Origin of the sequence: Archangium minus (assembly GCF_044360475.1) — a bacterium.
Taxonomy (GTDB): Bacteria; Myxococcota; Myxococcia; order Myxococcales; family Myxococcaceae; genus Archangium; species Archangium minus.
Window position 1 is genome coordinate 10,578,914 of record NZ_CP043494.1, and the last position, 26,751, is coordinate 10,605,664.

Consider the following 26,751-nt stretch of genomic DNA (forward strand, 5'->3'; position numbering starts at 1 on the left):
TGTGTTTTTTCGCGAGGTTCCATCCGTCAGAGCCGTCCTCCCGGGGAGCACCCAGGCACACAGCCCCCTCTCCGTACGCCATGTATGTCCCCTCTCCCTCTGGGAGAGGGCTAGGGTGAGGGTCTTTCCTCGTTTTCCCCAGGAGTCACCATGCAACGGACCACCTACTCGACGGGAACTCCCTGGGAGCCACGCGTGGGGTACTCGCGCGCTGTGCGCGTGGGGCCCTTCATCTCCGTCTCCGGCACGACTGCCACGGATGCCTCGGGCAACCTGGTAGGCGAGGGAGACGCCTACGCCCAGACGCTCCAGGCGCTGCGCAACATCCAGGCGGCGCTCGAGGCCATGGGAGCCCGGATGGAGCACGTAGTCCGCACGCGGATGTACGTGACGGACATCTCCCGTTGGGACGAAGTAGGCCGAGCCCATGGCGAGCTCTTCGGAACCATCCGCCCCGCCACGAGCATGGTAGAGGTGAAGCGGCTCATCGACCCGGCCATGCTCGTGGAGATCGAGGCGGACGCCATCCTGCACGAGTAGGCGAACGGGAAGTGGCGGAGCGAGCCGGCGTCCCAGCCGCTGGCTCCCTCCCTGCCTACGAGCCCGACCCCGCCTCCGCCCTTCCCGCCTGCCCCCCTCGGGAGGTATGCACCGGGGGAATGAAGCACGACGAGAATGCCCAGACACTCCCAGCCGATGCACCACCGACCGCCTTGTCGTTGGACGAGGTGCGCCGATGCACGCAGCTCATGGAGGCGATCGTCAAGGACCGCGTCCTGCTGATGCGCCTCCCGGAGGAGGACCGGATCGCGCTCCTGACCGCCGCGGGGAACATGGTGCACCCGGAGCGCGACGCGAAGTCACGGCTCGCGAAGGCGCTGAGGCACGAGCGCAAGAAGACGAAGCGCGAGCACGACCGCAACGTCCGCGCGACGACGGAGATCCGCACGCTGCGCCGTTCCCCCGTGTTCACGGTGCCGCAGCTTCCTCCGCCTCCGCCCACGGAGACGCCGGAGCGAATCCTCGAGAACCCGCGCCGGTGCTACGTCTGCAAGGCGGAGTACCGGAAGCTGCACTTCTTCTACGACATGATGTGCATCGAGTGCGGGGACTTCAATTACGCGAAGCGGACCCAGCGGGCGCCGCTGTCCGGAAAGGTCGCGCTGATCACCGGCGCGCGCGTGAAGATTGGATTCCAGGCGTCGCTGATGCTGCTGCGCTCGGGTGCGCGGGTGATTGCGACGACCCGGTTCCCCAAGGACGCGGCGCATCGCTACGCGCAGGAGCCGGACTTCTCGTCGTGGTCGCACCGGCTGCACATCCATGGCTTGGATCTGCGGCACGCCCCCAGCGTCGAGCTCTTCGCGCGGCACATCGAGCAGACGCACCAGCGGCTGGACATCCTCATCAACAACGCGGCGCAGACCGTGCGCCGTCCGCCCGGCTTCTACGAGCACCTGCTGGAGGGCGAGCTGCGCCCCATCGAGGACCTCCCGCCCGAGCTGCGCCCGCTCCTCACCGGCCACGAGGAGTGCGTCGCGGCGGTGAAGCCGGCCCTCGCGGCAGGTGGCACCGACCCCTCGGCGCTCATGCCCACCTGGCGCAGCAGTGATCCCGCGGTCGGCATCCACTCGTCCGCCGCGCTGTCGCAGCTCCCGTACGTGCTCGAGCAGGAGGGCGACACGAGCGCCCTCTTCCCCCAGGGCCGGCTGGACGCGGACCTGCAGCAGGTAGATTTGCGGCAGATGAACTCCTGGCGGATGAAGCTCGCGGACGTCCCGACGGCCGAGATGCTGGAGGTCCACCTGGTGAACGCGGTGGCGCCCTTCATCCTCTGCGGGAAGCTGAAGCCGCTGATGATGCGGGACCGCGCCAGGCCCGGCCACATCGTGAACGTCTCCGCGATGGAGGGAAGCTTCTCGCGAGGGACGAAGACGGACAAGCACCCGCACACGAACATGGCCAAGGCCGCGCTGAACATGATGACGCTGACCTCCGCGCCGGACTACGCGAAGGACGGCATCTACATGAACGCGGTGGACACCGGCTGGGTCACGGATGAGGACCCGGTGATGCACGCGGAGCGCAAGCAGCAGGAGCTCGACTTCCAGCCGCCGCTGGACATCGTCGACGGCGCGGCGCGCGTGGTGGATCCGGTCATCTACTCGGAGAACACCGGCCAGTACGTGTGGGGCAACTTCTTCAAGGACTACCGCCACACCGCCTGGTGACAGCGGACTTCCGACCTGGACACGCGCTTCAACTGCTCGCGGAGGTGTAGCGGCTGATGGAGCGCAACCACACCTGGCGGGAGATGAACGCGAAGAGGATGGAGCCCACCACCGCCCACAGCAGCGATGTCCACGGCAGCCGCCCCAGCATCGCCTGTGCCGGGAAGGTGGTCATCACCGCCAGCGGAATCACGAAGGTGAAGACGAAGGACAGCACCCCGCGAAACACCGGGGCTGGCCAGCGCGCCGCATCGAAGATGGACGTGAAGAAGTACGTCAGGTTGTCCACCTTCACCACGTAGAAGGCGGCGGCCACCGTGAGAATCCACAGCGAGTAGAGCAGCAGCACGCTGGTGCCCAGCAGCACCAGCGACACCAGCACGCCCACCAGCGAGGGACCCCGCCCCAGCAGGTTGAAGCCGTAGACAAAGATGATCAGCGCCGCCACCACGTTGGTGGCGTGCCACGGCAGGAAGCGCTCGGTGGACACCAGGAACTGCGCGTCCGCGGGCTTGAGCAGCACGAAGTCCAGCGTCCCCTTGCGGATGTGCTCCACCACTCCGGTGAGGCTGGGGTTGATGGCTCCCTCGAGGATGCCCTGCAGCATCGTGAACCAGCCGATGACCAGCAGCGACTCGCCGAAGCTCCACCCCTCGATGTTCTGCTGCTCGGTCTGGAAGACGACGAACAGCGGAACCAGCGCGGTGGCCGTCCAGAAGACGGAGATGAGACCGTCGAGGAGGAAGTCCCCGCGGTACTGCATCGCGAGCAGGCTGGAGGCCCGGAGCCGAACACCGAGCAGACGCAGATAGCGGCGCAGCATCTCCCTACCCTCCAAACGCCCCGAAGCGCTTGAGGCCCCGCTTCCAGAGTCCAACCGCCAGCAGCAGCAGCACCCCCACCCACAGCCACTGTCGCGCCAGCAGCCCCAGTGCCTCATTGAAGCCGTGCGCGTTCGTCATCAGCTCCACCGGCAGGCCGATCTGATAGCGGAAGGGCAGCCACTCCATCAGCCAGCGCAGCCCGCTTGGGAAGAGATCCACCGGGTACAGGTAGCCGGAGAACACGAAGAAGAAGGCGATCCACACGTCCATCAGCTTGGTGCTGCTCTCCATGTAGAGGCTCATGGTGCCCATGGCCACGTTGGCCAGGAAGGTGATGAGCCAGCCCCCCATGAGTGCCAGGAAGAAGAAGACCCAGCCCCACGCCGTCTGGGGCACGGAGCTGGCCCCCGTCTGGTACACGGTGAAGAGCGTCACCGGCACCACCAGGAACAACCGCAAGGGGAAGGACCCCAGGTTCTCCGCCGCGTAGCACCACAGCGGAGAGACGGGACGCAGCAGCCGCATGGCCAGCGTGCCCTGACGCACCTCGAAGTTGATCTGCCAGGCCGCCCAGGCGCCCGTCATCTGCCGCACCACGAAGGCGGCCAGGAAGTAGCGCACGAAGTCTTCGGAGCTATAGCGGCCCACGGGCGAGTAGCGCGCCACGGCCGTCCACAGCGCCATCGAGATGAACGGCATGGTGGTGGACAGCACCCAGACGAACATCTCCGCCCGGTAGGCCACCGCCTCGGAGATGCCCACCCGGAGCAACGTGGGGAAGGCGCGCAAGGTGCTCCGCACGCTCATGAGCCCACCGCCCCGCGCTGCGCCTTGCTCTCGGCGAACAGCTCGCTCATGACTTCCTCCAGGGGCGCGTTCTCCACCGTCAGGTCCTGCACCGGCAGGCTGGAGAGCGCCCGGCTCACGGTGGTGTTGACGGCCTCCTGCGGCACCTGCAGCACCGCCGTGACGTTGTCATGCGTCACCACCTTGCCCAGCGACGTCAGCGCGGCCGCGTCCACCACCTGGTTCAGGCGCAGCACCACCCGCTTCTCCGGCCGCACCCGCTGCACCAGCGCGTCCAGGCCTCCGTCGTACGACAGCATGCCCTTGTCAATGACGATGACCCGCGGACACAACGCCGCCACGTCGTCCATGTAGTGGCTCGTAAGGATGAGCGTGGCCCCGTACCGCTCGTTATAGGACTTGATGAAGGTCCGCATCGTGGCCTGCATGGACACGTCCAGCCCGATGGTGGGCTCGTCCAGGAAGAGCACCTTGGGGCGGTGGATGAGCGCCGCCGCCAGCTCACACTTCATCCGCTCGCCCAGCGACAGCTGCCGCGTCGGCTTGGAGATGAGGTCGCCCAGCTCCAGCAACCCCACCAGCTCGTCCAGCGTCTGCTTGTACTGGGCACGCGGGACGTCGTAGATGGCGCGGTTGAGCTCGAACGTCTCGGACGGTGGCAGGTCCCAGATGAGCTGTTGCTTCTGCCCCATCACCAGCATGATCTTCTTGAGGAACAGGTCCTCGCGGTGGCGGGGAACATGGCCATCCACCAGCACCTCACCGCTCGACGGGTGGAGCAGCCCCGAGAGCACCTTGAGGGTGGTGGTCTTCCCTGCCCCATTGGGGCCGAGGAAGCCCACGCGCTCGCCGGGCTTTATCTCAAAAGAGATGCCGTCCACGGCCTTCACGGTGGTGTAGGTACGGTGGAAGACGGAGCGGAGGGCGGCCATGAGGCCGGGCGGGCGCTTGTGGACCTGGTAGTGCTTGCGCAGGTCTCGGACGGAAATCATTGGGACAGGGTTTAACGCGGTTGCCTGGAAGAGGCGACCCTTCGTTGGAAGGCAGGGTTGGATGAGTGGCGCTTACGGCAAGGACCTGGAGCGGTGGATACCGCGGCTCATCGCCGTATGGCGGGAAGCCCGTAAGAAGGGGGACGGTCCCGAGACGCGCCTGACGCCTCAGGAGGTAAAGGAGGTAGGCGCGGGGGTGAAGCAGCTCTCCCTCGGGTTGACGCGCGACCGGAAGCTGGCCGGCGCCAGGTACATGGACGACCCCAGGCTGCTGGGTGCCTACCTGCTCTTCTACTGGCCTGTCTCCTATGCCCAGGCCCGCGAGGCGCTCGGGGAGCTGCCCAACCGGCCTCGCACGGCGCTCGATTTGGGGAGTGGACCGGCCCCGGTGGCCTTCGCCGCACTGGACGCGGGGGCCTCGGAGGTGACGGCGGCGGACCGAAGCAAGCCGGCGTTGACGCTCGCCCGGGCGCTCGCCGCGGAGGCAGGCGAGGCACTCGCCACCCGTGAGTGGGACCCCACGCGCAAGGCGGCCCCGCCCGAGGGCAAGTACGACCTCATCACCATGGGCCATGTCCTCAACGAGTTGTACGGCGCGGGGGATGAGGCGGTGAAGCCGCGCGCGGCGCTCCTGGAGCAGGTGCTGGCACAGGTGAAGCCCGGGGGCAGCCTGCTGGTGCTGGAGCCGGCGCTGCGCGAGACGTCCCGGCTGCTGCTGAAGGTGCGCGACGTGATGGTGGAGAAGGGCTACGCCATCCGCGCGCCGTGCATGTACCGAGGCGCGTGCCCCGCGCTGGTGAAGGAGAGCGACTGGTGCCACGCGGAGCGCGAGTGGCCGATGCCGCGCGTGGTGGAGGAGATCGCCCGGGCGGCGGGGCTACATAAGGAATCGCTGAAGATGAGCTACCTGGCGCTGGCACCCAAGGGTGAGGGCTGGCCGGAGCCGAGGACGGACCGGCTGTTCCGCATCGTCTCCGAGTCGCTCGAGGGCAAGGGACGGCAGCGCTACATCGGCTGTGGGCCCGAGGGCCGCATGGGCCTGGCGATGCAGGAGAAGCACCGCACGGAGAAGAACGAGCGCTTCCTCAAGCTGAACCGGGGAGACGTCATCTCGGTGACGAACACGGAGGCGAAGGGAGACGGGCTCGCCCTGGATGACACCTCGGAGGTGCGGGTGGTGGCCTACGCGGGCAAGGGAATCCCTCCGGAGCCCAAGGAGCCCAAGGGGACCTGAGCCCGTGTGGAGGGGCGGTTGGGGAGGACCTACGCGAGCGGGAGCTCCAGCGTGGCCGTGGCCCCCTTCCCTTCCCCGTCGCTGTCCAGCAGGAGCTTGCCGCCCAGCAGCTTCGCGGCCAGCGCGCTCGAGTGCAGGCCGAAACCGTGCCCATCCCTGCGCGTGGTGAAGCCGTGCATGAACAGCTTCTCACGGAGCTCCGGCGAGAAGCCCATGCCGGTGTCCACCACCTGGATACGCGCCACCTGCCCATCGACGGAGAGCCGCACGAGCATGTGCCGCTGTTCCGCGGGCACCCCATCCAGGGCGTACTTGGCGTTGCTGATGAGGTTGATGAGGATCTGCAGCACCTTGTGCCTGTCCACCCGCACCATGCAGGAGGACGAGAGCTCGCGGGTGACGGTGACTCCGTGGCGCTCGAGCGCCGCCCTCTGGATGCGCAGCGCGTCCTCGGCGAGCTGGGCGAGCTCGCAGTCATCGATGAGGAGCGCGGTCTTCGCGTAGTTCTGCTGCACCTGGACGATGGAGCGGATGTGCTCGACATGCCAGCCCATCTCCGCCAGGCCCTCGCGCAGGAGCGTCTGCTCGCGGAGGAGCTCCTCGGTGAGGGCGGAGAAATACTCCGGCAATTGGAGGCCGCGCGGATCCTTCGTGAAGAAGTCCGCCAGGCATCCGCTGTGCTCCTCGAATAGCGCGGAGAGCTGCTTCAGTCGGCCCAGGCGCGAGGAGACCATGGAACCGCGCATCACCTCGAGGTTGACGACAGCGCTGGTGAGGACATTGCCCACGTTGTGCAGCACGTTGGAGGCGACCTCGGACATGCCCACCTCGCGCGCGGTGTCCACCAACCGGGCTTGGGCCTCCTTCAGCTCCCGGGTGCGCTCCTCCACCCGGGCCTCGAGCTCGTCGTTGGCGCGGCGCAGGGCCGACTCGGCGTGCTGGACCTCGGCGTACAGGCGCGCGTTCTCGATGGAGATGACGGCCTGGGAGGCAAGGTGCCCGAGCAGCGAGAGGCGCGCTGGGGTGAAGGCCTCGGTCGCCAGCTCGTTCTCCAGGTACAGCACGCCGTAGAAGTGCTCCTGGCGCAGCAGCGGAAGGCAGAGCACGGACCGGGCCTGGCCTCGCCTGAGGTACTCGTCGGCCGAGAAGGGATGGGGCCGCGAGGCATCACCGATGAGCACGTGCTCCCGCGTGCGCTTGACGTAGGCGATAAGCGTCCACGGCAGCTCCTGAGGAGCGTCCTCTTTCGGCAGGAGGATGGGAGCACCCGGGGAGGCGCCGGAGATGGCCACCACGGGAAGCTTGTCACCCCGCGCGAGCAGCAGGGCTCCACGCTGGGCCCCCGCGTTCTCGATGGCCACCTGCATGAGGGTGGTCACCAGCCGCTCCAGCACGATCTCCCCGGAGATGGCCTGCTGGGCCTTCACCAGCGTAAGAGCGTCGATCTGCGTCGACGAGCTCGTATCGCCTGTCGGGGCGTCCTCCGCGAGTGCGAGGTTCGGCCATCGGGCCTCCAGGTGCCGCACCTTGCCCAGGGCACCCCATCGCAGGTACGCCTCCCGAGCCGAGCGCGCATAGGCGTCGGCGATGGTCGAAAAGCGCCGCTCGCGCCAGAAGTTCGCCGCGATTTCGCTCGCGAGTCCGACGTTCTGGATGAAGCCGTGCTCCCGGGCCGCATGGACCGCGTCCTCATAGGCGCGCGCCGCGTCCTCGCTCCGGCCCGTCACCCGGGCCAGCTCCGCGGACACCATGCGCTCGGGCGCAAGGAAGTTCTCGGGGCAATAGCTCGCCCACTCCGCGAGCTGTTGCTGGTGCTGCTGGATCTGCTCCAGCCACCGCTCCCGCTCCTCCGGTGCCGCCCCCGGGACACAAGCGGCCAGGGTCAGCCCCCGGAAGAGGTGGAAGTCCAGCAGTTGGATGTGGCTGGTGGAGGACCAGATGAGCGGGACGGCCTTCTCACCCGCCTGGCGCGCCTCCTCGTACGCGCCGCACATGAAGCGCGCCTGCATCTTGAGGATCCAATACCAGCACTTCAGGGTGCTCATGCGCTCGGGGGTCAGCCCGGCCTCGAACGCCTCCTCCTCGAAGCCCTCTCCGTTCAACGTATTGAACGAGCGCGTGCGCCCACGCAGAAACTGGATGTAGCTCTGCGACGCGCGGATCACCTCGTACACGTCCAGGAAGCCAGCCTTGCGGGCGAAGTCGAAGCGGGCGACTGAATCCGCATAGACGTCCTCCAGGTTGTAACCCAGGGAGATGCTGTTCGTGACGATGTGGTTGCAGCAATAACAGGCGACCTGGAAGTCCCCAGCCTGCAGCGCGTGATGGAAGGCGCTGCGGATGAGCTCCATGGAGCGGGAGATGGGCCGGGTCCAGTAGTTGACGATCTCCATGCTGTAGAGCGCCATGCCCCGGAACGCGGAGAAGTCGTGACGCTCCACGAGCTCGCAGGCGAGCTCAGCAAAGGCATAGCCCTCTCGGTACTTCTTGAAGGCCGGCCCCACCACCGCGCCGTACCAGGCGTACCCGTTCACGGCCGCTTCGCTGTTGCCATGCAGCAGGCTCAGGGACACCAGCCGAGCGAGGTGGAGGATGAGCAGGTTGTAGTCGGTGAAGTACGCCGGCGTGAAGAGAGCACCCAGGACACTGAGCACCGCCTTCATGTCCGGGTCCGTCGCGAGTGGCAGCTCGACGAGGCTCGCGATGGGGCGCTCACCCAGGAGGGCCCAGACCTCGTTGTTGGCGGCCACCACCTCCTCCCAAGACGGATGCGGCGACATGTACATCCCCATCAGCCCCAGGCACTCCAACAGACAGGAGACGGAGGCCTGGATCTCCCCGGCGGCGAGGTGGAGATCGCTCTTCAGGCGATAGACGGCGGCAGTGTCCGTGGGGGTCCGCACCTGGGAGAGGAGAACCTCGACCAGGGCACGTGTCGCGGCGGCGTTGCCGCTCATGAACTCACTGGTGGCCTGGTCCAGGCGCAGCTTGAAGGCGAACGCGGGGTCCGTCGTCCAGGGGTCTCCTGGGATGAGATCGAAAGCCGCCGTGAAGTACGCAACGGCCGAGCGGTGCGCGGTCGAGCGCTTGGCCTTCCAACCCGCCTCGGCATTCAACCGCGCCACGCGCAGGCGCTCCTCGGGCGTGTGGATCAACTCCGCCCCGGCGTTGAGCTGCCCCACGATGTCGAAGAGCTTCTCGCGCACCTCCTCCGACGACAGGCTCTCCAGCAGCAACCGGCCGATGCGCAGGTGGACGGCCTTGCGCTCGTCCTCGGGAATGAGGGCCTGCGCCGCCTGCTGGATGCGATCATGGAGGAACCGGAACTGCTCCGGCCCCCCGCGCGCCAACATGCCCTCCTGGAGCGCCGGCTCGAGGCTCCGCTCCACCTCTTGCGGCTCCATGCCGGAGATGATGGCCAGCATCTGGAGCGGGAAGGTATTGCCCACACACGCCGAGAGCCGCAGCAGGTGCTGGGTTCCGTCCGGGAGCAGGCGCAGCTTGCCCACCATGAAGTCGACGACGTTGTCGGAGTAGCCCTTCGCCCGGACGCCCTCGGCATCCCACCGCCACCGCCCATCCGGCGCGCGCGTCAGCAGCCCGTCCTGATTCAGCGTCAGCATCAGCTGGATGAGGAAGAACGGATTGCCCCCCGTCTTCTCGAGCACCAGGGCCGAGAGCGGCACGACAATGTCCTCCCCCGCTCCCGGGAGCGCCTCGGTCACCAGCTGCTGGAGCTGCGCGAGGCTCAGTGGCTCAAGCCGGATGTCGGTGACCGGCGCCCCCGCCTTGCGCACCTCGTCCAGCGTCAGCATCAGCGGGTGTGACGGACTGACCTCGTTGTCGCGATAGGCCCCGACCCACAGCACGGGCGGCATCTCCGCGCTGCTGAGCAGGTGTCGGATGAGCCGCAGACTGGCCAGGTCCGCCCACTGCAGGTCATCGAGGAACACGACGAGCGGGTGCTCGGAGGTGGAGAAGGCGCCGAGGAACTTCTGGAAGACCTGGTTGAAGCGGTTCTGCGCCTCAGCAGGCGGCAGCTCCTGGACGGCCGGCTGTCTGCCTACGACAAGCTCCAGTTGGGAAACCAGGTCCACGAGCACCTGACCCTGATCCCCCCAGGCCTCGTGCAATCGCTCGCGCCACGTCGCGAGCTCCTCGTCGGTGCCCGCGAGCAACTGCTGCACCAGCCCACGAATGGCTTGAGCCAGCGTGGCGTAGGGAATGTCCCGCTGGAACTGATCAAACTTGCCGCGCAGGAAGAACCCGCGCCGTTCCACCACCGGCCGGTTCAGCTCGTGGACAACCGCCGACTTCCCAATGCCAGAGTAGCCACGGACCAGGAGGAGCTCCGGCCTCCCGCCCCTCGCGGTCCGCGCGAAGCCCTCGAACAAGGTGGCCACGGGAGCCTCCCGTCCATAGAGCCGCTGCGGCATCTGGAAACGACTGGAGAAGTCCTGCTCGCCCAGCGGGAACGCCTCGAACTCGCCCCGGAGCAGGCGGTCCCGGCACCGCTCAAGGTCCGCCTTCAGCCCGTCGGCGCCCTGGTAGCGCTCCTCGGCCACCTTGGCCAGGAGCTTCATCACGATGGCGGACAAGGCGGGCGGAAGGGACGCGACGAGCTCGTGCGGAGGCCTCGGACGGAAGGCCATGTGCGCATGGAACCACCCGAGCGCATCCTGCGCCTGGAAAGGCAGGCGGCCCGTCAGAAGCTCGTAGAATGTCACCCCCAGTGAATACAGGTCCGTCCGGTAGTCCACCGCCCGGTTCATCCGCCCGGTCTGCTCGGGGGACATATAGGCCAGCGTCCCCTCGATGACGGGGGTGGCCACTGAATCCACATGCTCCACCCGGTGCAGGGAGGCGGAGCCAAAGTCGATGATGCGCCCCTCACCCGCGGGCGTGAGGATGAGGTTGGAGGGCTTGAGGTCCTTGTGAATGACACCGCGCCGGTGGATCTCCCCGAGCGTCGAGGCCAAGGAGATGGCCAGCGGGAGGAACCGGGTGACCTCGAGCCGCTGACCCACGAGCTTCGACAGGGGCTCGCCCTCGACCTCTTCCAGGACGAGGAGGGGGCGCTCATGGACGAACTCGCAACCATGGGCACGAGGCACGCCCCCCACGTCTTGGAGCCGCTGCAGGATGCTGTGCTCCCGGCGGTAACGCTCCCACTCGCGAGGGCCAGGCGAGGTGAGCTTGGGCGTCTTGACGATGACAGGCCGGTTGTTCGCGCCACAGACTGCGTGGAAGAGCAGATTCGCGCCCGTCGCGCGCAGCGAACCGCGCAGCGTATGGCCCGGAATGTCCATCATGGTGTGCATGGCCTCGGAGTCGAAGATCGAAAAGTGGACACGACTCGCGGAGCGCCTGCAACGAGTACGTCGCCGGCTCTTCCACGCTCGCCTGCTCTCGTCGAGTCCTTCCTGTCCCCTCGTTGAGGTGGTGGGGCGGGACAGTGGGGGCGGCTCCTCCCCAATTTTTCTGTCCGTGAGCCTGCTCTCGCCCTCTGTGCGCGGCGGTGATAACTGCGTCCGTCCCCTTGGGCGGACCCAATCAGAGGGTCCCAGGAGCAGGAACATGGCAGAGCAGAAGAAGTACACGGGTGGCTGTCACTGCGGGAAGGTGCGCTTCGAAGCGACGACGGACTTGAGCTCGGTGATCGAATGCAACTGCTCGATCTGCACGAAGCGCGGGCTGTTGCTGTCCTTCGTCCCCTCCGAGCAGTTCGCCTTCGTGGCAGGGAATGAAGCCGCCCTCAAAGACTATCAGTTCAACAAGAAGGTCGTTCACCACCTCTTCTGCCCGGACTGCGGAATCGAGTCGTTCGGCACGGGCCAGACCCCGGATGGCCGGAAGATGTACGCCGTCAACGTCCGCTGCCTGGACGGCGTGGACCTCGCCTCCCTCAAGCGGACCCCTGTCGACGGCAGGAGCAGGTAGCCCCAAGGGGTGGTGACCGCAGACATCAGGTGGTGAGTCTCGTCACCGGGCGGTGGATTCCCACGAAGAATGTAACGCCTCGGAAACACGAGACTCACCGTAGCACCGACGCCAGACGCGGCATGGCACGCCAGACGCAGAGGGGATTGAGCCACACGCAGCACCCTCCACCCCTGCCGTACCACCCCCCCCAAGGAAGACACAGATGAACCGGAAGCTGAGCAGGCTTTCCACCCTGACGGCGTTGTTCGCCGGACTGGCCGCAATTCCTGTCGTCCCGACCGTCGCTATGGCCGCCCCCGTGGCGGAGGCCGCTCCCGTTCCGGACGCGTCGCCGGAGCTCCTCTCCGCGATGCAGCGGGATTTCGGGCTCACCGCTGAGCAGGCCCGCCGCCGGATGGCCACCGAGGCAGCCGCCGCCCGCCTCGAGAGCAAGCTGAGCAAGGACCTGGGAGCCCGCTTCGGCGGGGCCTGGATGAACGAGGACGGCAGCAAGCTCATCGTCGGCGTCACCGACGAGTCGAGCGCCGCCTACGTGCGCAGCATCGGAGCCGAGCCCCGGCTCGTCACCCGGAGCGCCCAGCACCTGGAGCGGGTGAAGTCCACGCTGGACCGCAACGCCGCCCGCGCCGACAGGACGATCCACGCCTGGTACGTCGACGTCACCACCAACAGCGTGGTCGTGCTCGCCGAGGACTGGGGCAGGACGGGCGCCGAGTCCTTCGTCTCCCGCAGTGGTGCGGCCGACGAGTCGGTCCGCGTGATTGCCTCGAAGGAGCGGCCCCGCCCGCTGTATGACCTGCGCGGTGGCGATGCCTATTACCCGGGCAACGCGCGCTGCTCGATCGGCTTCTCCGTCAGCGGCGGCTTCGTCACCGCGGGCCACTGTGGCGGTGTCGGCACCACCACCTCCGGGTTCAACCGCGTGGCCCAGGGCACCGTGCGCGGCTCCTCCTTCCCTGGCAACGATTACGGGTGGGTCCAGGTCAACGCGTCCTGGACCTCCCAGCCCTGGGTGAACAACTACGCGGGCGGCAACGTCGGCGTCGCGGGCTCCCAGGAGGCCGCGGTGGGCAGCTCGGTCTGCCGCTCCGGCTCCACCACCGGCTGGCGGTGCGGGACCATCCAGGCCAAGAACGTGACCGTCAACTACTCCAACGGCCCGGTCTACGGCCTCACCCAGACCAATGCCTGCGCCGAGGGCGGTGACTCGGGCGGCTCGTGGATCTCCGGAGATCAGGCGCAGGGCGTGACCTCGGGTGGCTCGGGCAACTGCTCCACGGGTGGCACGACGTTCTTCCAGCCGCTCAACCCGATCCTCTCCGTCTACGGGCTCAGCCTCACGACGTCCGGGTCCGGCGGCCGGGCGATCGTCTCGCACTTCAACGGCAAGTGCATCGACGTGCCCAACTCGAACCCCGCTGACGGCTCCCCGCTCCAGATGTGGGACTGCAACGGGACCAACGCGCAGAAGTGGACCTTCCACTCCGACGGCACCGTCCGGGCGTTCGGCAAGTGCATGGACGTGGCCTGGGGCTCGACCGCCAACGGCGCGGTCATCCAGCTCGTCAACTGCAATGGCAACCCGGCCCAGAAGTTCGTGCTGAGCGGCGCGGGAGACCTGGTCAACCCGCAGGCCAACAAGTGCGTGGACATCAAGGATGTGAACCCCGCCAGCGGGGCGCGGCTGCAGACCTGGGAATGCTCTGGCGGCTCGAACCAGAAGTGGTATCTGCGCTGACCGAACAGGTCCCCTTGCCCGGGCGTGAGCTCACCGGCCACGCCCGGGCGTGGCGCAGAGCAGGAGTGACGACGAATGGAAGGCACGCGAGGGGGTCTGACACTCACCCTCCTGGTGGCGATCGCATGGGGCCTGAGCGCCTGTGGTCACCACCGGCCGACGGGTCCGGGAAGTCCCCCTGACCTGCTCGCGGATGGCTGGGAGGTCTCCTCCCTGGAGGCGGAAGGACTGGCGCCCGACGCATTGGCGGAGCTCGAGCGGCGCATCGAAGAGGGCGGGTACGCCGCACCCGACTCCCTGCTCATCGCGCGCAATGGCAAGCTCGTCTACGAGCGGTACTGGAATGGCTTTCAACGCGACACCCCGCACGACCTGCGCTCCGCCACGAAGAGCATCACCTCTGCGCTGGTGGGGATTGCCCTGGAGCATGAGCCGCGGTCCGGGCTGGACGCCCCCATCCTGTCCCTGCTGCCAGAGTACGCGCCCCTGAAGAACCCGGATGAGCGCAAGGAGCGGATGACGCCGCGGCATCTGCTCGAGATGCGCTCCGGGCTGGAGTGCGACGACTGGAAACCCGACTCCGCCGGGAACGAGGAGCGGATGTACCGTTCACGCGATTGGGTGAAGTTCATCCTCGAGCTCCCCATGGCAAGCGGACCCGACGAGTCCACCGTGTACTGCACGGGAGGCGTGGTGGTGTTGGGCGCGTGGTTGGAGAACGCCGTGGGCATGTCCGTTCCCGAGTTCTCGCGCCGCCACCTCTTCGAACCGCTAGGCATCACTCACGTCGAGTGGCAGGAGGCGAAGGGCGGGCGTACCGACACCGGTGGGCACCTGAGCCTGCGGCCCCGGGACTTCGCGAAGCTGGGTCAGCTCTTCTTGGACGGAGGGACGTGGCGAGGCCAGCGAGTCATCCCGGAAGCCTGGGTCCGAGAGTCGACGGTGGGCCGCCATCCGCTGGGAGACTCGAAGTACGGCTACCTCTGGTGGGTCAACACCTTCGGGGTGAATGGCACGCCGGTAGAGGCCTTCTTCGCGCGTGGCAACGGCGGCCAGTACCTCTTCGTCTTTCCCTCGCTGCGTCTCGTCGTTGCCTTCACGGGGAGCCATTACAACGACGCTGGGTCCTTCCAGCCCATCGACATGTGTGGCCGGTACGTGCTCCCGGCCGCGCTGCCTCGGCCCTGAGCCACAACCACCGGGCGCAGCGGACTCAACAGACAAGGACAAAAGAACGCTCGCACGGTGAAGGCCCTGGAGTTCTGGACTCACTCCGGGCCGTAGAGGGCTTGGAGCTCGGCGGAAATCGTACGAAGCCGGACACGAAGCGCTTCGGGTGCGAGCACTTCGACGCCACGACCGAGCACGCAGAGTTGAGAGAGCGCGATGGACTCCCGCTCGAAGTCGAGAGTGACCGTCTTCGTTCCATCGCGCGCCTGGCGGGCCTCGGCAAGTCGCGCCTGGTCGGCCGGTGGCCTCACGTGCCGGACCGCGTCCTCCCCTTCCGCCGTGACCCGGAGCGTGACCTCGTATTGGGCTCGGCGCTCGGCGAACCGCGCGCACCACTCCTTCCAGAAGACCTCCAGGTCGAAGCGCGCGGGCCGCTCGAACGTCGTGGGAAGAAGACGTACCCCTTCGACGCGTGACCCTCGAAAGACAGCCGGGCCCTTCTCAGAGCCCGCGACGAGGTACCAGCGGTCGGCCTTGATGACGAGTCCGTATGGTTCCACGACACGCCGGGTACGGTTTCCGTCGAAGTCCCGATACTCGAGCCGGACGCGGCGATCCTGCCAGACGGCGTCTCGCAACACGGCGAGGTGAGGGACCGGCTCGCGCTCAGAGAACCGCCATGACGATGGGTCGACGTGGAGTCGCTGGCGAGCGTACTCGATGAGAGATTGCTGCACGGCCGGGAGAGCAGCCGCGAGCTTCATGAGCCCGCTGCGCAAGGGAGCAGATAAGCCCAAGTCCTCGAGCGCTACGGGTGCACCGACCGCGGCGAGCGCGTGAACCTCTGCTCGCTTGAGGCCAGTGAGCTGCGTGCGCCACCCCTCGACGAGCGCCACCCCGCCACTTGGACCGCGCGTTGCGAACACGGGCACACCGGAGGCCGAGAGCGCATCCAGGTCCCGGTAGATGGTGCGCTCCGAGACCTCCAGGCGCTGCGCGAGCTCGCCCGCCGTCCATCGCTGGCGGGTCTGCAGGAGCATGAGCAGGCTGACGAGTCGATCCGCACGCATGTGTCGTGACCTCCGCACGGAGCGTAGGCGCACAATCATGACAGAAGGTGTCAGGAATCGTCAGCTACGACGGTGCTCGAACGATTGGAGGAGGAAGGGCCATGAAGCCACTGGAAGGACGTATTGCCCTCGTCGCCGGCGCCACGCGTGGGGCCGGGCGAGGGATCGCGATGATGCTCGGGGAAGCAGGCGCCACGGTGTATTGCACCGGGCGCAGCGTGCGGGGACGTCCCGCGACCGGCACCCGCCCCGAGACGATCGAAGAGACGGCGGAGCTCGTCAGCGCACGAGGTGGCCGCGGCATCGCGGTGCGGGTTGACCATACCGTCGAGGCCGAGGTCGCGGAGCTGTTCGAGCGCCTGAAGCGCGAGCAGGGAAGGCTCGACGTGCTCGTGAACGACGTCTGGGGCGGCGATGAGCTCACGGACTTCGGCCAGCCCTTCTGGAAGCTCTCACCCGAGAAGGGCCGGCTCATGCTCGACCGCGGCATCTACTCGCACATCCTCACGAGCCGCTACGCGGTGCCCCTCATGCTCGAGCGGGACCGTGGATTGATTGTCGAGATCACCGATGGCGACTCCTTCGGCTATCGCGGCAATCTCTTCTACGACCTGGTCAAGCTCTCGGTCATCCGCCTGGCGTTCAGCATGGCTTGGGAACTCCGGCGCCATCCCATCACCTCACTGGCCGTGACACCGGGCTTCCTCCGCTCCGAGGCCATGCTGGAAGGCTTTGGCGTCACGGAGGCGAACTGGCGGGACGCAACGGCCAAGGACCCCCACTTCATCGCGTCGGAGACGCCGTTCTATGTGGGCCGGGCCGTCGCGGCGCTCGCGGCCGACCCGAACGTCGCGAAGAAGGCCGGACGCGTCTTCAGCTCCTGGCAGCTCGCGAAGGAGTACGGCTTCAAGGATGTGGACGGACGGCAGCCGGATTGGGGCGAATACTTCCAGAAGACCTTCGGGCGGTCCTACTCCCTGGCGGATGAGGCCGCATACGCCACGTGGTCGAATGGCCTGATGGAGATCGCGTATCCCGATTGGCCCAAGGAATGAGCCCGGCCCTCACGAGCTGAGTTGAAGGATGGCGCGGGCGAGCCCCTCAGGGTCGTCCTCGCTGAACCCGTGCCCGGAATCCTTCACCGTGGCAACGGGAATCCCGGAGGCCGCCACCCGGCGTGCCGTCTCATGCGTGTCCGCGTCGCTGCGCGCGCCGAGGATGTAGCCCTTGCGCTCGAGCGGCAAGGCAACGAAGCGCGCCAGCATGTTCGCCCCGTGGTGCACGAGCGACACGGCACTCCGGTGGAACGCGAGCGGATCCGCCTGCCGAAGGCTTTCTCGGTACCCCTCCGAGGACGCCTGGCGGATCCATTCGTCCCAGTCGCGCAGGAACACCTCCACGGGGGTCGCGGCGGCGCGGGCACTGCCGGTGGCATCCTCGGGCCGGAGGTTCGGCTCGGCGAGCACGAGCGCGTGAAGTGGGTAGCCATCTCGCAGGAGACACTCGGCGAGCAACACGGCCAGCGTGCCGCCCATGCTGTGGCCCACCAGCACGAGGGGCCCCGGCTCCGAGCCGAGCAGCGCCGCCAGGAGCTCCGCCTGCTCGCTCAGGTCGTAGCTGAAGTCCGCCGGCCGCTCGCTCCGACCAAAACCCAGGAGGTCCACCCAGAGGCTCGCACGCCCCTGGAGCGCCGCACTCCGCGCGACGGGCGGCCAGTCCTGGTTTCCGGAGCAGCCAAGCCCGTGGACATAAGCGATGAGCGGACCCGTCCCCGGCGAGCGGCCCATCGCCAGCCGGGGAGACCCATGAGACAGGGACGAAGGAGGATGAGCCATGACAGGCCGCATACGAACACCTGGTGACTGCTGTCACCAGTGGTGACTGGAGTCACCAGGTGGCAGTCACTCTGGTGCGCCCAGGAGGGACTCCAACCCCTTGGAATCACGGCGACCGCTGCTGGCATGCGAGGTGTATTGGGAGGCGGCAACTGACTCCCCCCTTTAAACGCGAGCCAATCCCATGAAGCGCTTCAACATCGGTGGCCTCGGAAACCTCAATCCCTTCCGCGGACTGCGGAACGATGCTCCGCGGCCCAACACGCCGACGTCCCCGTCCACGCCCTCCACCTCCAGGCCGAACCCGCCTCGAGATGGCTTCGAGACAGCCCCCACCCGGTCCACCACCCTCTCACGAGGACTGTTCGGGCCGTCGCACGCCGAGCAGTTCAACAACAACCCCATGCAGTACACGGGGCAGAACATCCTGAACGGGTACAAGCTGTTCCCGAACGGTACGCCTCCGCAGGGGGTGGATCTCCCGACCCCACACCGTCCCTTCGTGCCGGCGAACCAGTCGGTCGCGACCATGAACATCCAGCAGCAGCATGGGAACGCGAACCTCTCGCTCTCGTCCCCCGGAGGGAACGGACCGCAGGTCCACTACCTGCACTACCTCTCGGGGGGTCAGGCGCTCGGGCCGAATCAGGGCTCGTTCGCGGGGATTTCAAACGTGCCCCTCCGCCCCGGGCCGAATGATCCGTCGATGGTCGTGACGGGGCCTCTCAACGGCTGCGCCGTCCATGCGCTGCACAATCCGGCGAATGGCACCCTGTCCTTCGTCCATCAGGCGGACTTCGAGCATCAGGGCGCCGCGACGGGCAGGCAGCACCTCAACAACTTCCTGACCCAGAACAATCTTCAGCTGGTGCAGAGCCTCACGCCCAACAGCTACTCGAAGCCCTCGGGGCCCCACCAGCTGCCGACGGGCGCCACGGCGTTCGCCCATTACGACAGGGTCGCTCAGCAGTGGCAGCTCGTCAGCCAGATGAACGAATACAAGAGCGGCGCGGGCGCGGGGGGACGTCCCGAGCTGCAGCGGCCCCAGGACTTCCCCGGAGGGGGGCAGTGGATGCGCCCCATCGACCTCAACAACCCGCTGAACATCAACGATCTCCAGTGACCCCGGCGTCCGCTCACTGAGCGCCGCGAAGCTGGGCCTCGAGCTGCTTCCTCACGTCGGGAGGGAGTGACTCGAGGCCCTGCATCTGCCCGCCGCCCGCGAAGCTCGGCGGCGGCGGGCGACGCTTGAAGAGCTCGAGCCCCTGTGCCAGCCGGGTCTTCACACCTTCGCCCACGGCGTAGGTGAGCGCGTCGATCGTGCTCCGGGCGTACAGCTCCTTTGCGCCGTTTGCCGCCCCGGGCGCCTCCTTGCCCAACCGCAACGTCTGGACAGGCTCGCCCTCCACCGTCAGTTCCACGACCGCGGACGGCGAAGCGAGCCCCGCCTGCACGTCCGTCACCTGGCCGTCGATGAGACGGGTACCACGAAGCCCCTGCAGCCAGGAGAGCTGCATGTTCACCTGCGACGGCTCGAACTCGAAGCCCTCCGGGAGCTTCTGGGGTTCGGCGACCTTCCAGCCCTCGCCCTCCTTCACCACGACGACCGTCTTGCCACCCGCCTGGACCTTCAGCTTCGAGACCTTCTGAGGCTCGAAGCGCAGAAGGCTCAAGTCCCGGAAGTCCACGAGGCGCTTGCGGAGCTGCGAAGCAACGTACTGAGAGAGCTGATACACCTGCGCGTCACCCTCGACCCGAGCCGCGACCGTGGCCGAGCCATCCTTCGCATCGGGCTGGCGGCCCAGGTGCACCACGACCTTCTTGCCATCCTTGAGCTGCGCTTCCAGCGAGTCGTGCGCGTCGGCAAGCCCCGTCGCCGAATCCGCCGCGGCATCACCCTCGAGGAAGTCCTGCGCATACAGGCTCGCCACCTGCTGAGCGAACTGCTGGGCGAGCTGCGAGCTGAACCGGAAGCCCGCGGGTGTCTGCGTCCCCTCGCCGAGGCTCCACTCTCCCGGGTTGGCTCCCGCCTTCAGGGTCACGCTCTCCCCTTCCTTGGAACGGAGGACGAGCTGGGAGAGGTCCTCTACCTTGAGCGCCACGATCTGACGCTTGCGCCAGTCCTTGAGCTCCTTGCGCACGGTCCAGTCCAACCGGCCTTGGTGCGTGAAGACGTCATTGCTGCCCGCCTTGCGCAGGTACACCCCACCATTCTTGGAGGCCTTCCCGAGCACCAGCTCCACGGCCGGATTGCCGCCCTGGAGGACCTTGAGCTTCAGCCCCTTCGCGTCATCCAGCTCGTACTCCGCCAACCGCTCGGCCCGGTCGGTGAGGAAGCTCGGATTCTTCACTTCCCCGAGCGCGTCGAGCGCGCTGTTCACCAGGTTCTCGTCCGCCGCGTACTTCGTGTCCGGCTTGCTCGGGTCGAGGACGATCCAACCGTCCCCCTCCTTGCGAAGGGTGGCATTGCGAGCCCCCGAGAGCTCGAGCGCCGTGACCTGGGCCTTGTCCAGCTTCGGCAGCTCCAGCTTGTGGACCCCGACGCTGACCTGCCGCTCGCGAGTGGCGAGCACGAGCACGAGCAGCACGACGAACGCGCCAAGGGCGATGAGCGTTCCTTTCTTCATGGCTCTTCCTCAGCTCTGAATCAGACGGTGACAGTGGCCCGACGCGCTTCCCGCATCCGCCAGCGGACGAGCCCGAAGGCGGCGAGCACGAAGGGAATCCCGAACGCATTGCCAAACTTGACGGCGTTGCGCGTCGTGGCGCTCAGCTCGGTCTGGAGCGGAGCCTCGGCCAGGCCGCGGGTGCGCATTGCCAGGAGTGCCGGGTCCAGCAGCAGCCAGTCCGCGACATTCAAGAGCAGCGCCTGGTTCGGCCGGCCCAGGAAGTCATCCCACAGCGCCGCCGAGCCGCCCGCCACGATGATCCGCGGCTCACCCTTGCTCTCCGCGAGCAGGGGCGTACCGCTGGCGGTGCTGGTCTGCGCCTCCGCGGCGAAGTGGCTCTTGAGCTTGCCACTCACCTGCACCATGAGCGGGTGCGGGCCGTTCGGCGTGATGGTCTCGTTACGCCAATCCCGCCGCGGATCGATGTTGTAGGGCTTGCTCTCCAGCCAGCTCTTGCGCGAGGACTTCGCGAGCACCGTGGCCTGAGCACCCTCGGGCGCGGTGGCGGTGACAACCGTGCTGAACGGCAGGGAGACCCCCGAGAGGCCCTGGGTGATGGGGCTGTCCCCCTCGAGCCGCTCGAGCAGAGGGATGAACGGGTACGGCACCGGCATCGAGACGACCATGAAGCCGCGGCGCTCCTGGACGCTCAGCTGCGCCGACTCGACATCCGCCACCAGTTGGTCTCCGACCTTGATGCCATAGGTCTCCAGCAGGGGCCCGAGCCCATGCGTGGCCTCGCTCGGCTCGAAGGTCTTCAGGTCGACCTGGACGGAGTCGAGGAAGAACGCCACGCTCTTGCCCTCCATCACGAACTGGTCGATGGCCTTCAGCTCATTCGTCTGGAATTGCGTCTTCGGGCCGATGACGAGCAGCGCGTCGATGTCCGCGTCCACGCGCTCCTTGCCGGACAGGTCCACAGCACGGACCTCGTACATCTGACTGAGCAGCGACCGCAGGCCCGAGAGCTTCTCGTAGAGCGGGGGAGCCTCGTGCCCCTGGACCACGCCAATCACAGGCGTCTTCGGGCGCGTCAGCTTGCGAATCAGCGTGGTGAGGTCGTACTCGAGCGTCCGCGTGTCCTGGACGACGGGGATGACCTCCTTCTTCTCCTGATGCTTGATGACGATGCCCATGTAGGCGCGCTTCGTCTGCATCTGGTCGTCCTCGACCACCCGGATCTCCACGGGCTGGATGCCCTCCTGCGCCAACTCCCGCTCCACGGAAGTCGGCTCCCGGAAGACCCGGCCGAAGATGTCGCGCTTCGTCTCCTTCTTGGTCTCCTTGTCCTCGGCCGTCTCCTGGCTCATCGGATCCAGGAACTCGAAGGAGAGCCGGCCCTTGGAGGCGGCACGGAACTCCTCGAGCAGGTCGCGCACGTAGCGCGCATTGCTTGAATAGGGAGGCGGCAGCTCATCCGTGAAGTACGCCGTGACCGTCACGGGGTCCTCGAGCCCCGCCATGGTGTCCTGCGAGGCCTTGGCCAGCGTGTAGATTTCGTCACGGGTCGCATCGAAGCGACCAAACGTGCGCAACCCCAGGATGTTGAGCAGCACCAGGCAGCCGACGATTGCCGCCAGGAAGATGTTCGCGTTGGAGGAACCGGGTTTCATCGTCAACCTCACTGACGGACGTTGCCCAGGGTGCGCGTGGTCAGCGCCAGCCCCACGGCCGTGAGCGACAGGTAGAAGAGGAGATCTCGCGTATCCAGCACGCCACGCGCGATGTTCGCGAAGTGGTAGTCGACCGAGAGGTACTGGAGCAGCTCACCTAGCGACTCCGGCAGCACCATCGCGAACTTGTCGATGAAGTAGAAGGCGAAGCACAGCAACAGCCCGATGATGAAGCCGACGATCTGGTTGCGGCTCAGGGCGCTCGCCCACAGCCCCAGCGCCAGGAAGCTGGACGCCATGAGCAACAGACCGAGGTAACCCATCACCACCGGTCCCCAGTCAAACCGGGCGCCCTCGGCGGTGAGGCTCGCCACGGAGAGCGGATAGGGCAGCGTCCACAGCAGGCCGACCCCGACCATCCCCAGCGCCGCGAGGAACTTGCCTGCCACCACCTCCCAGTCCCGCAGGGGCATGCTGAGCAGCAACTCCAGCGTGCCGCTCTTGCGCTCCTCGGCCAGCAGCCGCATCGTCACCGCCGGAGCGAAGACGACGAACAGCACGGGGGCGATGCTGAAGAACGCCCGGAGCGAGGCCTGCCCGGCCACGAAGACGGTGCTGAAATACAGCCAACCCGCCACGACCAAGAACACGCCAATGACGATGTACGCGACGGGAGAGTTGAAGAAACTCCTGAACTCACGCCTGGCGACGGCCAGTGTCGTTCCCATTCTCTACCTCGTTATGTCGAATGTCTGGGAATCAGCTCAGGCCGCCAGCGGCGGCTTCTGATCGTCCTGCGGCGCGCGCGGCGCCTCGCCTCCGGAGCGCTTCTCGCCCCCGGTGAGCTTGCGGAACGTCTCTTCCAGGCTGACGTGCTGCCGCTTCACCTCGAGCAGACAGAGCTCGTTGCGCACGGCGGCATCGAACAAGGCGCGACGGATGTCCTCGGCGCCATACCGCAACCGGAAGCCCAGCGTCCCACTCCCCTCTCCCTCGGCGGACTCCACGCCCGTGACGCCGGGTACGCGCTCGAGCACCGAGCGGACCTCCTCCGTCCGCAGCGTGGCCCCTGTCCGCGACGCGAGCACGACGGTGACCGTCCCGCCCTCGCCCTCCCCCAGCCGCTCTGGCGCGTCGTCCGCGACCAGTCGCCCATCGCTGATGATGAGCACCCGGCTGCAGGTGCTCTGCACCTCGCTCAGGATGTGCGTGCTGAGGATGACTGTCTTCTCCTTCCCCAGCTCCTTGATGAGGCTGCGGATCTCAACGATCTGGTTGGGATCCAGGCCCGTCGTCGGCTCATCCAGGATGAGCAGATCCGGGTCGTGCACGATGGCCTGCGCCAGACCCACGCGCTGCCGGTAACCCTTCGAGAGCTGGTGGATGTCCTTGCCCAGCACCGCGCGAAGGCCGCAGCGCTCCACCGCGTTGCGGATCCGCTCGGCGCGCCGAGCCTTGGGAATCCCTCTCACCTCGGCGATGAAGTCCAGGTAGTCCCGGACCATCATCTCCTCGTACAGGGGGTTGTTCTCGGGCAGGTACCCGATCAACCGCCGGGACGCGACAGGGTCAACGGTGACGTCGATGCCATTGATCCTCGCCGTGCCGGATGTAGGCGTCACAAAGCCGGCGAGAATCTTCATTGTGGTGGACTTGCCGGCCCCATTGGGCCCCAGGAATCCCACCACCTGCCCTCGAGGAACTTCGAAGCTGACCCCGCGTAGCGCCTGCGTGGCCCCGTAGCTCTTGGTCAGTCCTTCGATCCGGATCATTGGTTGAGACACGACCTCACCCCATGAAACGAACGGTTTTCTTCCGAACGCCGCCAGCACTTAAAACAGCGATCGGCGCTGTCAATGCAACCAGGTGCGGATTTATTCCTGGGCCCCCCTCGGCCGTGGATTTCAGAATTGCTGAAATCCGAGCACCCTGTCCGAACATCTCAGGGCTCCAAGGCGGGACCTTGGCTCAACGCGTTGGCCAGCACTCAGCCAACTACGCGCGCTTCTTCGCGGCCGGCTTCTTCTTCGCCGTCGACTTCTTCTTCGCGGCACCTGCCACTTTCTTCTCCGCCGCCTTCTTCTTCGCGGCGCCCGGCGCCTTCTTCTTCTCCGGCGGTCGGATGACGGACTCGTAGTGCTCGATGTATGCCTTCGCCGGCATACGGCGGATGGCCTCGCCAATCACATCGAGCGCGACGTCCTCGAGCTTCTTGAAGCGCACGCACGACTTGCCCATGTCGAGCTTCTTGCCCGTCTTCGCCCACGCCTCGCGGAACCACTTCTCCTGCTCCGGCTGGCCGTAGACGCACATCAAGTAGACGGCCATGTGGCTCTTCTGCGAGGCCAGCGATGCGAACGGCAGCGGTTGCTTCGGATCGCAGTGGTAGCCCGCGGGGAACACCTTGTGCGGGACGTAGTAGCCGATCATCCCGTACTGAATGCCCTCCTCGTACTGCTTGTCGAGGTTCTTGAGGATGACCTTGCGCACGGCGGAGAGCGCCGCACGGCGGTCCTCCGGAAGCGAGGCGAGGTACTGGTCGACGGTGGTGGCTTTGCTCTGCATGAGCGCGAGTGTAGCGCTCGGGGCACAGGCAGGAACGGGTATCCCGAAGGGCCAACTCCACGAAGGGTGTCTCGGACGGTCTGGCACGCAGGCACCTGGGATGACGCGTTGTCTTCAATCCGTTGACTCCAAGTGGAGAGCTCATCTCGGTAGCCTCGCCACCAGAGGAGGTGTGCGATGGGCAGGCGGATACGATATCGGAGCAAGCGCTCGGCCGACTGTTCGCGCAAGAGGGTCCATGCCTCACACATGGGGCGTTCTCTCAGCGTCGCCGTGTGCTGCGTCCTCCTGCTGCTGACCGCTACACCGGCCGCGGCGCAGGACAGCGGCTGGGTCATCAAGACCTTCGACGTCCAGCTCGCCGTGCAGGCCAATGCCGATGTGCTGGTCACCGAGGACATCGCCGTCGATTTCGGTTCCCTCGACAAGCACGGCATCTACCGCGACATCCCCATACGCTACGGCCACGGCTCGACACAGGAGCGACGGATCCGTATCGAGGACGCACACGTCCAGGGAGACCCGGGGACGCCGGATCAGCTCGCGGTGCTGGACCAGGGCCACTCGGTCCGACTGAGGATCGGCTCACCCGACAAGACCGTCTCCGGCCCTCATCGCTACCGCCTGACCTACCGCGTCGTCGGAGCGATGAACGCGTTCGAGACGCACGCGGAGCTCTATTGGAACGTGACCGGTACAGAGTGGGGCGTGCCGCTCGAGCGGGTCACGGCACGCATCACCGGGCCAGCGGCGGTAACACGCGTTGCCTGCTACACGGGCCCCACCGGCAGCACGAAGCGATGCCCCGAAGCGAACATCCCTCAGAGCACGGGCCGGGCCAGTGCCGGTCCGCTCAACCCCGGCGAGGGCATGGCCGTGGTCGCGGCCTTCCCGGCGGGCAGCGTTCAGGTACCCCCGCCCGAGCTCGTCTCCCAGCTCCGTCAGCCGGTGTACCTCCACGACCCAGGTGCCCACGCGCCAACCGCCATGGACCTCGGCATCGCGGCCCTGCTGTCCGTGCTCATGGGTGTCGGGCTCGTGCGGCTCTACCAACGAGAAGGGAAGGACGAGCCTGCCCCCGGTCCAATCACGCGAGGGATCGAGGACCGTCCGCCCAACGGGCTGCGCCCGGCGCAGCTGAGCTTCCTCATCCACAAGAGGATCGGCACTCGGGACATCGCGGCGACCCTCGTCGACCTGGCGGTGAGAGGCTATCTATCCATCGAACAACTGCCGAAGAGCAGGTGGAACGACAACAGCGACTGGCGTCTCACTCGGCGCACCCGCCAGGAGGACCGTGGCGATCCACCGCTCACGGAGTACGAGCGCGAGCTGTACTCCTCGCTGTTCGCCGTGAAGAACTCCGTTCTGGTGTCGGAGCACAGGGGCAGGATCTCGCTCGAGTACAGGTGGTTGCATGACCTGCTCCATGCCGATCCGGAGGTACAAAGCTGGTTCCCCGACCGGCCTGACCGCGTGCGCACGGAGTGGGTGATCCGGGCGCTCTTCCTGGTGCTTGGAAGCCTCCTTGCCACGGGCTGGGCCTGGAAGATCCACTACTTCGACGTCGCGGTCTGGCTCGTGCCGTTCGTGCTCGGCGGGCTCGTGCTTGGGTGCCTCGCGCTTCGGATGCCGCGCCGCACGTCGGCTGGGAGCGCCATGCTCCAGCGGGCCCTGGACTTCCGCGCGTTCATCTTCACGGCGGAGATGCAACGCACGAAGCTCGCCAGACAGCAGGATCTCTTCTCCGAGCTCCTGCCCTACGCCATCGCCTTCGGCGCCGAGAACAGGTGGGCGCTCGTGTTCTCGGAGCTTTCCGCCCAGGCGCTCACCCGCACGGCCCATGGCATCTGGTACACCGCAGCCCCGGGCAGCACCGCTATCAGCGCGCTCGCGTTCGCGGACGCCGTGCATGACTTCGGCTCGAGCTTCGGAGGAACGTTGGCCGGCACGGGCAGCTTCGGTGCCAGCGGGGGCAGCGGCTTCAGCGGAGGCGGCGGGTACTCGGGTGGCGGCGTCGGAGGCGGAGGCGGCGGGGGCTGGTAGGTGATCGGTTCTGG

Annotated in this window: 20 protein-coding genes; 9 read left to right on the forward strand and 11 right to left on the reverse strand. The window is 67.0% G+C overall.

Annotation, left to right across the window (positions count from 1 at the left end; all coding sequences use genetic code 11):
- Positions 1 to 150: 150 nt before the first annotated feature.
- Together F0U60_RS43345 and F0U60_RS43350 are read left to right on the forward strand one after the other, a co-directional pair.
- Entirely contained in the window at positions 151 to 540 is a 390-nt protein-coding gene (locus F0U60_RS43345; RefSeq protein ID WP_395808989.1) for a RidA family protein, read from the forward strand.
- 119 nt (positions 541 to 659) lie between these two features.
- A complete protein-coding gene (locus F0U60_RS43350; protein ID WP_395808991.1) occupies positions 660 to 2,231 on the forward strand; it encodes an SDR family NAD(P)-dependent oxidoreductase in 1,572 nt (523 codons plus the stop codon).
- 28 nt (positions 2,232 to 2,259) lie between these two features.
- On the opposite strand, the gene F0U60_RS43355 is transcribed toward F0U60_RS43350, so the two are convergent.
- Genes F0U60_RS43355 through F0U60_RS43365 form a run of 3 tightly spaced genes read right to left on the reverse strand, consistent with a single transcriptional unit; the run spans position 2,260 to position 4,854 of the window.
- Positions 2,260 to 3,054, reverse strand: a complete 795-nt coding sequence (locus tag F0U60_RS43355) for an ABC transporter permease (protein ID WP_395808993.1) — start codon at positions 3,052 to 3,054, stop codon at positions 2,260 to 2,262.
- 4 nt (positions 3,055 to 3,058) lie between these two features.
- Positions 3,059 to 3,862, reverse strand: coding sequence for an ABC transporter permease (locus F0U60_RS43360; protein ID WP_395808995.1), 804 nt, complete (start codon positions 3,860 to 3,862; stop codon positions 3,059 to 3,061).
- Positions 3,859 to 4,854 carry an ATP-binding cassette domain-containing protein gene (locus F0U60_RS43365; protein ID WP_395808997.1) on the reverse strand — a complete coding sequence of 332 codons (996 nt, stop codon included), beginning with the start codon at positions 4,852 to 4,854 and terminating at the stop codon, positions 3,859 to 3,861. The genes F0U60_RS43360 and F0U60_RS43365 overlap by 4 nt, the downstream gene beginning before the upstream one ends.
- 61 nt (positions 4,855 to 4,915) lie before the next feature.
- Between F0U60_RS43365 and F0U60_RS43370 the strand changes: the two genes are divergently transcribed.
- Positions 4,916 to 6,088: a small ribosomal subunit Rsm22 family protein gene (locus F0U60_RS43370; protein WP_395808999.1), complete on the forward strand. Its 1,173-nt coding sequence runs from the start codon at positions 4,916 to 4,918 to the stop codon at positions 6,086 to 6,088.
- Positions 6,089 to 6,117: 29 nt separating this feature from the next.
- On the opposite strand, the gene F0U60_RS43375 is transcribed toward F0U60_RS43370, so the two are convergent.
- Positions 6,118 to 11,400 carry an AAA family ATPase gene (locus tag F0U60_RS43375; RefSeq protein ID WP_395809001.1) on the reverse strand — a complete coding sequence of 1,761 codons (5,283 nt, stop codon included), beginning with the start codon at positions 11,398 to 11,400 and terminating at the stop codon, positions 6,118 to 6,120.
- Between the two features lie 265 nt (positions 11,401 to 11,665).
- On the opposite strand from F0U60_RS43375, the gene F0U60_RS43380 reads away from it, so the two are divergent.
- From F0U60_RS43380 to F0U60_RS43390, 3 genes are all read left to right on the forward strand, one after another.
- On the forward strand, positions 11,666 to 12,028 hold the full coding sequence (locus F0U60_RS43380) for a GFA family protein (protein ID WP_395809003.1): 363 nt from the start codon (positions 11,666 to 11,668) through the stop codon (positions 12,026 to 12,028).
- Positions 12,029 to 12,233: 205 nt separating this feature from the next.
- Positions 12,234 to 13,769 carry a ricin-type beta-trefoil lectin domain protein gene (locus F0U60_RS43385; RefSeq protein WP_395809005.1) on the forward strand — a complete coding sequence of 512 codons (1,536 nt, stop codon included), beginning with the start codon at positions 12,234 to 12,236 and terminating at the stop codon, positions 13,767 to 13,769.
- A gap of 75 nt (positions 13,770 to 13,844) precedes the next feature.
- Positions 13,845 to 14,957: a serine hydrolase domain-containing protein gene (locus F0U60_RS43390; protein ID WP_395809007.1), complete on the forward strand. Its 1,113-nt coding sequence runs from the start codon at positions 13,845 to 13,847 to the stop codon at positions 14,955 to 14,957.
- A gap of 80 nt (positions 14,958 to 15,037) precedes the next feature.
- Here the strand turns inward: F0U60_RS43390 and F0U60_RS43395 are convergent, their stop codons facing one another.
- A complete protein-coding gene (locus tag F0U60_RS43395; RefSeq protein WP_395809009.1) occupies positions 15,038 to 16,009 on the reverse strand; it encodes a helix-turn-helix transcriptional regulator in 972 nt (323 codons plus the stop codon).
- Between the two features lie 101 nt (positions 16,010 to 16,110).
- On the opposite strand from F0U60_RS43395, the gene F0U60_RS43400 reads away from it, so the two are divergent.
- Positions 16,111 to 17,064, forward strand: a complete 954-nt coding sequence (locus F0U60_RS43400; protein WP_395809011.1) for an SDR family oxidoreductase — start codon at positions 16,111 to 16,113, stop codon at positions 17,062 to 17,064.
- A 9-nt stretch (positions 17,065 to 17,073) separates the two neighbouring features.
- Here F0U60_RS43400 and F0U60_RS43405 read toward each other — a convergent pair whose 3' ends face one another.
- Entirely contained in the window at positions 17,074 to 17,844 is a 771-nt protein-coding gene (locus F0U60_RS43405) for an alpha/beta fold hydrolase (protein ID WP_395809013.1), read from the reverse strand.
- Between the two features lie 184 nt (positions 17,845 to 18,028).
- On the opposite strand from F0U60_RS43405, the gene F0U60_RS43410 reads away from it, so the two are divergent.
- Entirely contained in the window at positions 18,029 to 18,967 is a 939-nt protein-coding gene (locus F0U60_RS43410) for a hypothetical protein (RefSeq protein WP_395809015.1), read from the forward strand.
- Positions 18,968 to 18,980: 13 nt separating this feature from the next.
- Here F0U60_RS43410 and F0U60_RS43415 read toward each other — a convergent pair whose 3' ends face one another.
- The 5 genes from F0U60_RS43415 to F0U60_RS43435 all read right to left on the reverse strand — a co-directional run bounded on the left by F0U60_RS43415 (position 18,981) and on the right by F0U60_RS43435 (position 24,691).
- Positions 18,981 to 20,471, reverse strand: coding sequence for a DUF4340 domain-containing protein (locus F0U60_RS43415; RefSeq protein ID WP_395809017.1), 1,491 nt, complete (start codon positions 20,469 to 20,471; stop codon positions 18,981 to 18,983).
- 20 nt (positions 20,472 to 20,491) lie between these two features.
- Positions 20,492 to 22,126 carry a GldG family protein gene (locus tag F0U60_RS43420; RefSeq protein ID WP_395809019.1) on the reverse strand — a complete coding sequence of 545 codons (1,635 nt, stop codon included), beginning with the start codon at positions 22,124 to 22,126 and terminating at the stop codon, positions 20,492 to 20,494.
- A gap of 8 nt (positions 22,127 to 22,134) precedes the next feature.
- Entirely contained in the window at positions 22,135 to 22,854 is a 720-nt protein-coding gene (locus F0U60_RS43425; RefSeq protein WP_395809021.1) for an ABC transporter permease subunit, read from the reverse strand.
- A gap of 36 nt (positions 22,855 to 22,890) precedes the next feature.
- Positions 22,891 to 23,910, reverse strand: a complete 1,020-nt coding sequence (locus F0U60_RS43430; RefSeq protein WP_395809023.1) for an ATP-binding cassette domain-containing protein — start codon at positions 23,908 to 23,910, stop codon at positions 22,891 to 22,893.
- Between the two features lie 211 nt (positions 23,911 to 24,121).
- Positions 24,122 to 24,691: a DUF1801 domain-containing protein gene (locus F0U60_RS43435; protein WP_395809025.1), complete on the reverse strand. Its 570-nt coding sequence runs from the start codon at positions 24,689 to 24,691 to the stop codon at positions 24,122 to 24,124.
- Between the two features lie 249 nt (positions 24,692 to 24,940).
- Between F0U60_RS43435 and F0U60_RS43440 the strand changes: the two genes are divergently transcribed.
- Positions 24,941 to 26,737 carry a DUF2207 domain-containing protein gene (locus tag F0U60_RS43440; RefSeq protein WP_395809027.1) on the forward strand — a complete coding sequence of 599 codons (1,797 nt, stop codon included), beginning with the start codon at positions 24,941 to 24,943 and terminating at the stop codon, positions 26,735 to 26,737.
- Positions 26,738 to 26,751 lie beyond the last annotated feature (14 nt).

Bases quoted from the DNA above. Each gene is read 5' to 3' on its own strand.
- F0U60_RS43345 (WP_395808989.1), top strand. From the start codon at position 151: ATGCAACGGACCACCTACTCGACGGGAACTCCCTGGGAGCCACGCGTG.
- F0U60_RS43350 (WP_395808991.1), top strand. From the start codon at position 660: ATGAAGCACGACGAGAATGCCCAGACACTCCCAGCCGATGCACCACCG.
- F0U60_RS43355 (WP_395808993.1), bottom strand. From the start codon at position 3,054: ATGCTGCGCCGCTATCTGCGTCTGCTCGGTGTTCGGCTCCGGGCCTCC.
- F0U60_RS43360 (WP_395808995.1), bottom strand. From the start codon at position 3,862: ATGAGCGTGCGGAGCACCTTGCGCGCCTTCCCCACGTTGCTCCGGGTG.
- F0U60_RS43365 (WP_395808997.1), bottom strand. From the start codon at position 4,854: ATGATTTCCGTCCGAGACCTGCGCAAGCACTACCAGGTCCACAAGCGC.
- F0U60_RS43370 (WP_395808999.1), top strand. From the start codon at position 4,916: ATGAGTGGCGCTTACGGCAAGGACCTGGAGCGGTGGATACCGCGGCTC.
- F0U60_RS43375 (WP_395809001.1), bottom strand. From the start codon at position 11,400: ATGATGGACATTCCGGGCCATACGCTGCGCGGTTCGCTGCGCGCGACG.
- F0U60_RS43380 (WP_395809003.1), top strand. From the start codon at position 11,666: ATGGCAGAGCAGAAGAAGTACACGGGTGGCTGTCACTGCGGGAAGGTG.
- F0U60_RS43385 (WP_395809005.1), top strand. From the start codon at position 12,234: ATGAACCGGAAGCTGAGCAGGCTTTCCACCCTGACGGCGTTGTTCGCC.
- F0U60_RS43390 (WP_395809007.1), top strand. From the start codon at position 13,845: ATGGAAGGCACGCGAGGGGGTCTGACACTCACCCTCCTGGTGGCGATC.
- F0U60_RS43395 (WP_395809009.1), bottom strand. From the start codon at position 16,009: ATGCGTGCGGATCGACTCGTCAGCCTGCTCATGCTCCTGCAGACCCGC.
- F0U60_RS43400 (WP_395809011.1), top strand. From the start codon at position 16,111: ATGAAGCCACTGGAAGGACGTATTGCCCTCGTCGCCGGCGCCACGCGT.
- F0U60_RS43405 (WP_395809013.1), bottom strand. From the start codon at position 17,844: ATGGCTCATCCTCCTTCGTCCCTGTCTCATGGGTCTCCCCGGCTGGCG.
- F0U60_RS43410 (WP_395809015.1), top strand. From the start codon at position 18,029: ATGAAGCGCTTCAACATCGGTGGCCTCGGAAACCTCAATCCCTTCCGC.
- F0U60_RS43415 (WP_395809017.1), bottom strand. From the start codon at position 20,471: ATGAAGAAAGGAACGCTCATCGCCCTTGGCGCGTTCGTCGTGCTGCTC.
- F0U60_RS43420 (WP_395809019.1), bottom strand. From the start codon at position 22,126: ATGAAACCCGGTTCCTCCAACGCGAACATCTTCCTGGCGGCAATCGTC.
- F0U60_RS43425 (WP_395809021.1), bottom strand. From the start codon at position 22,854: ATGGGAACGACACTGGCCGTCGCCAGGCGTGAGTTCAGGAGTTTCTTC.
- F0U60_RS43435 (WP_395809025.1), bottom strand. From the start codon at position 24,691: ATGCAGAGCAAAGCCACCACCGTCGACCAGTACCTCGCCTCGCTTCCG.
- F0U60_RS43440 (WP_395809027.1), top strand. From the start codon at position 24,941: ATGGGGCGTTCTCTCAGCGTCGCCGTGTGCTGCGTCCTCCTGCTGCTG.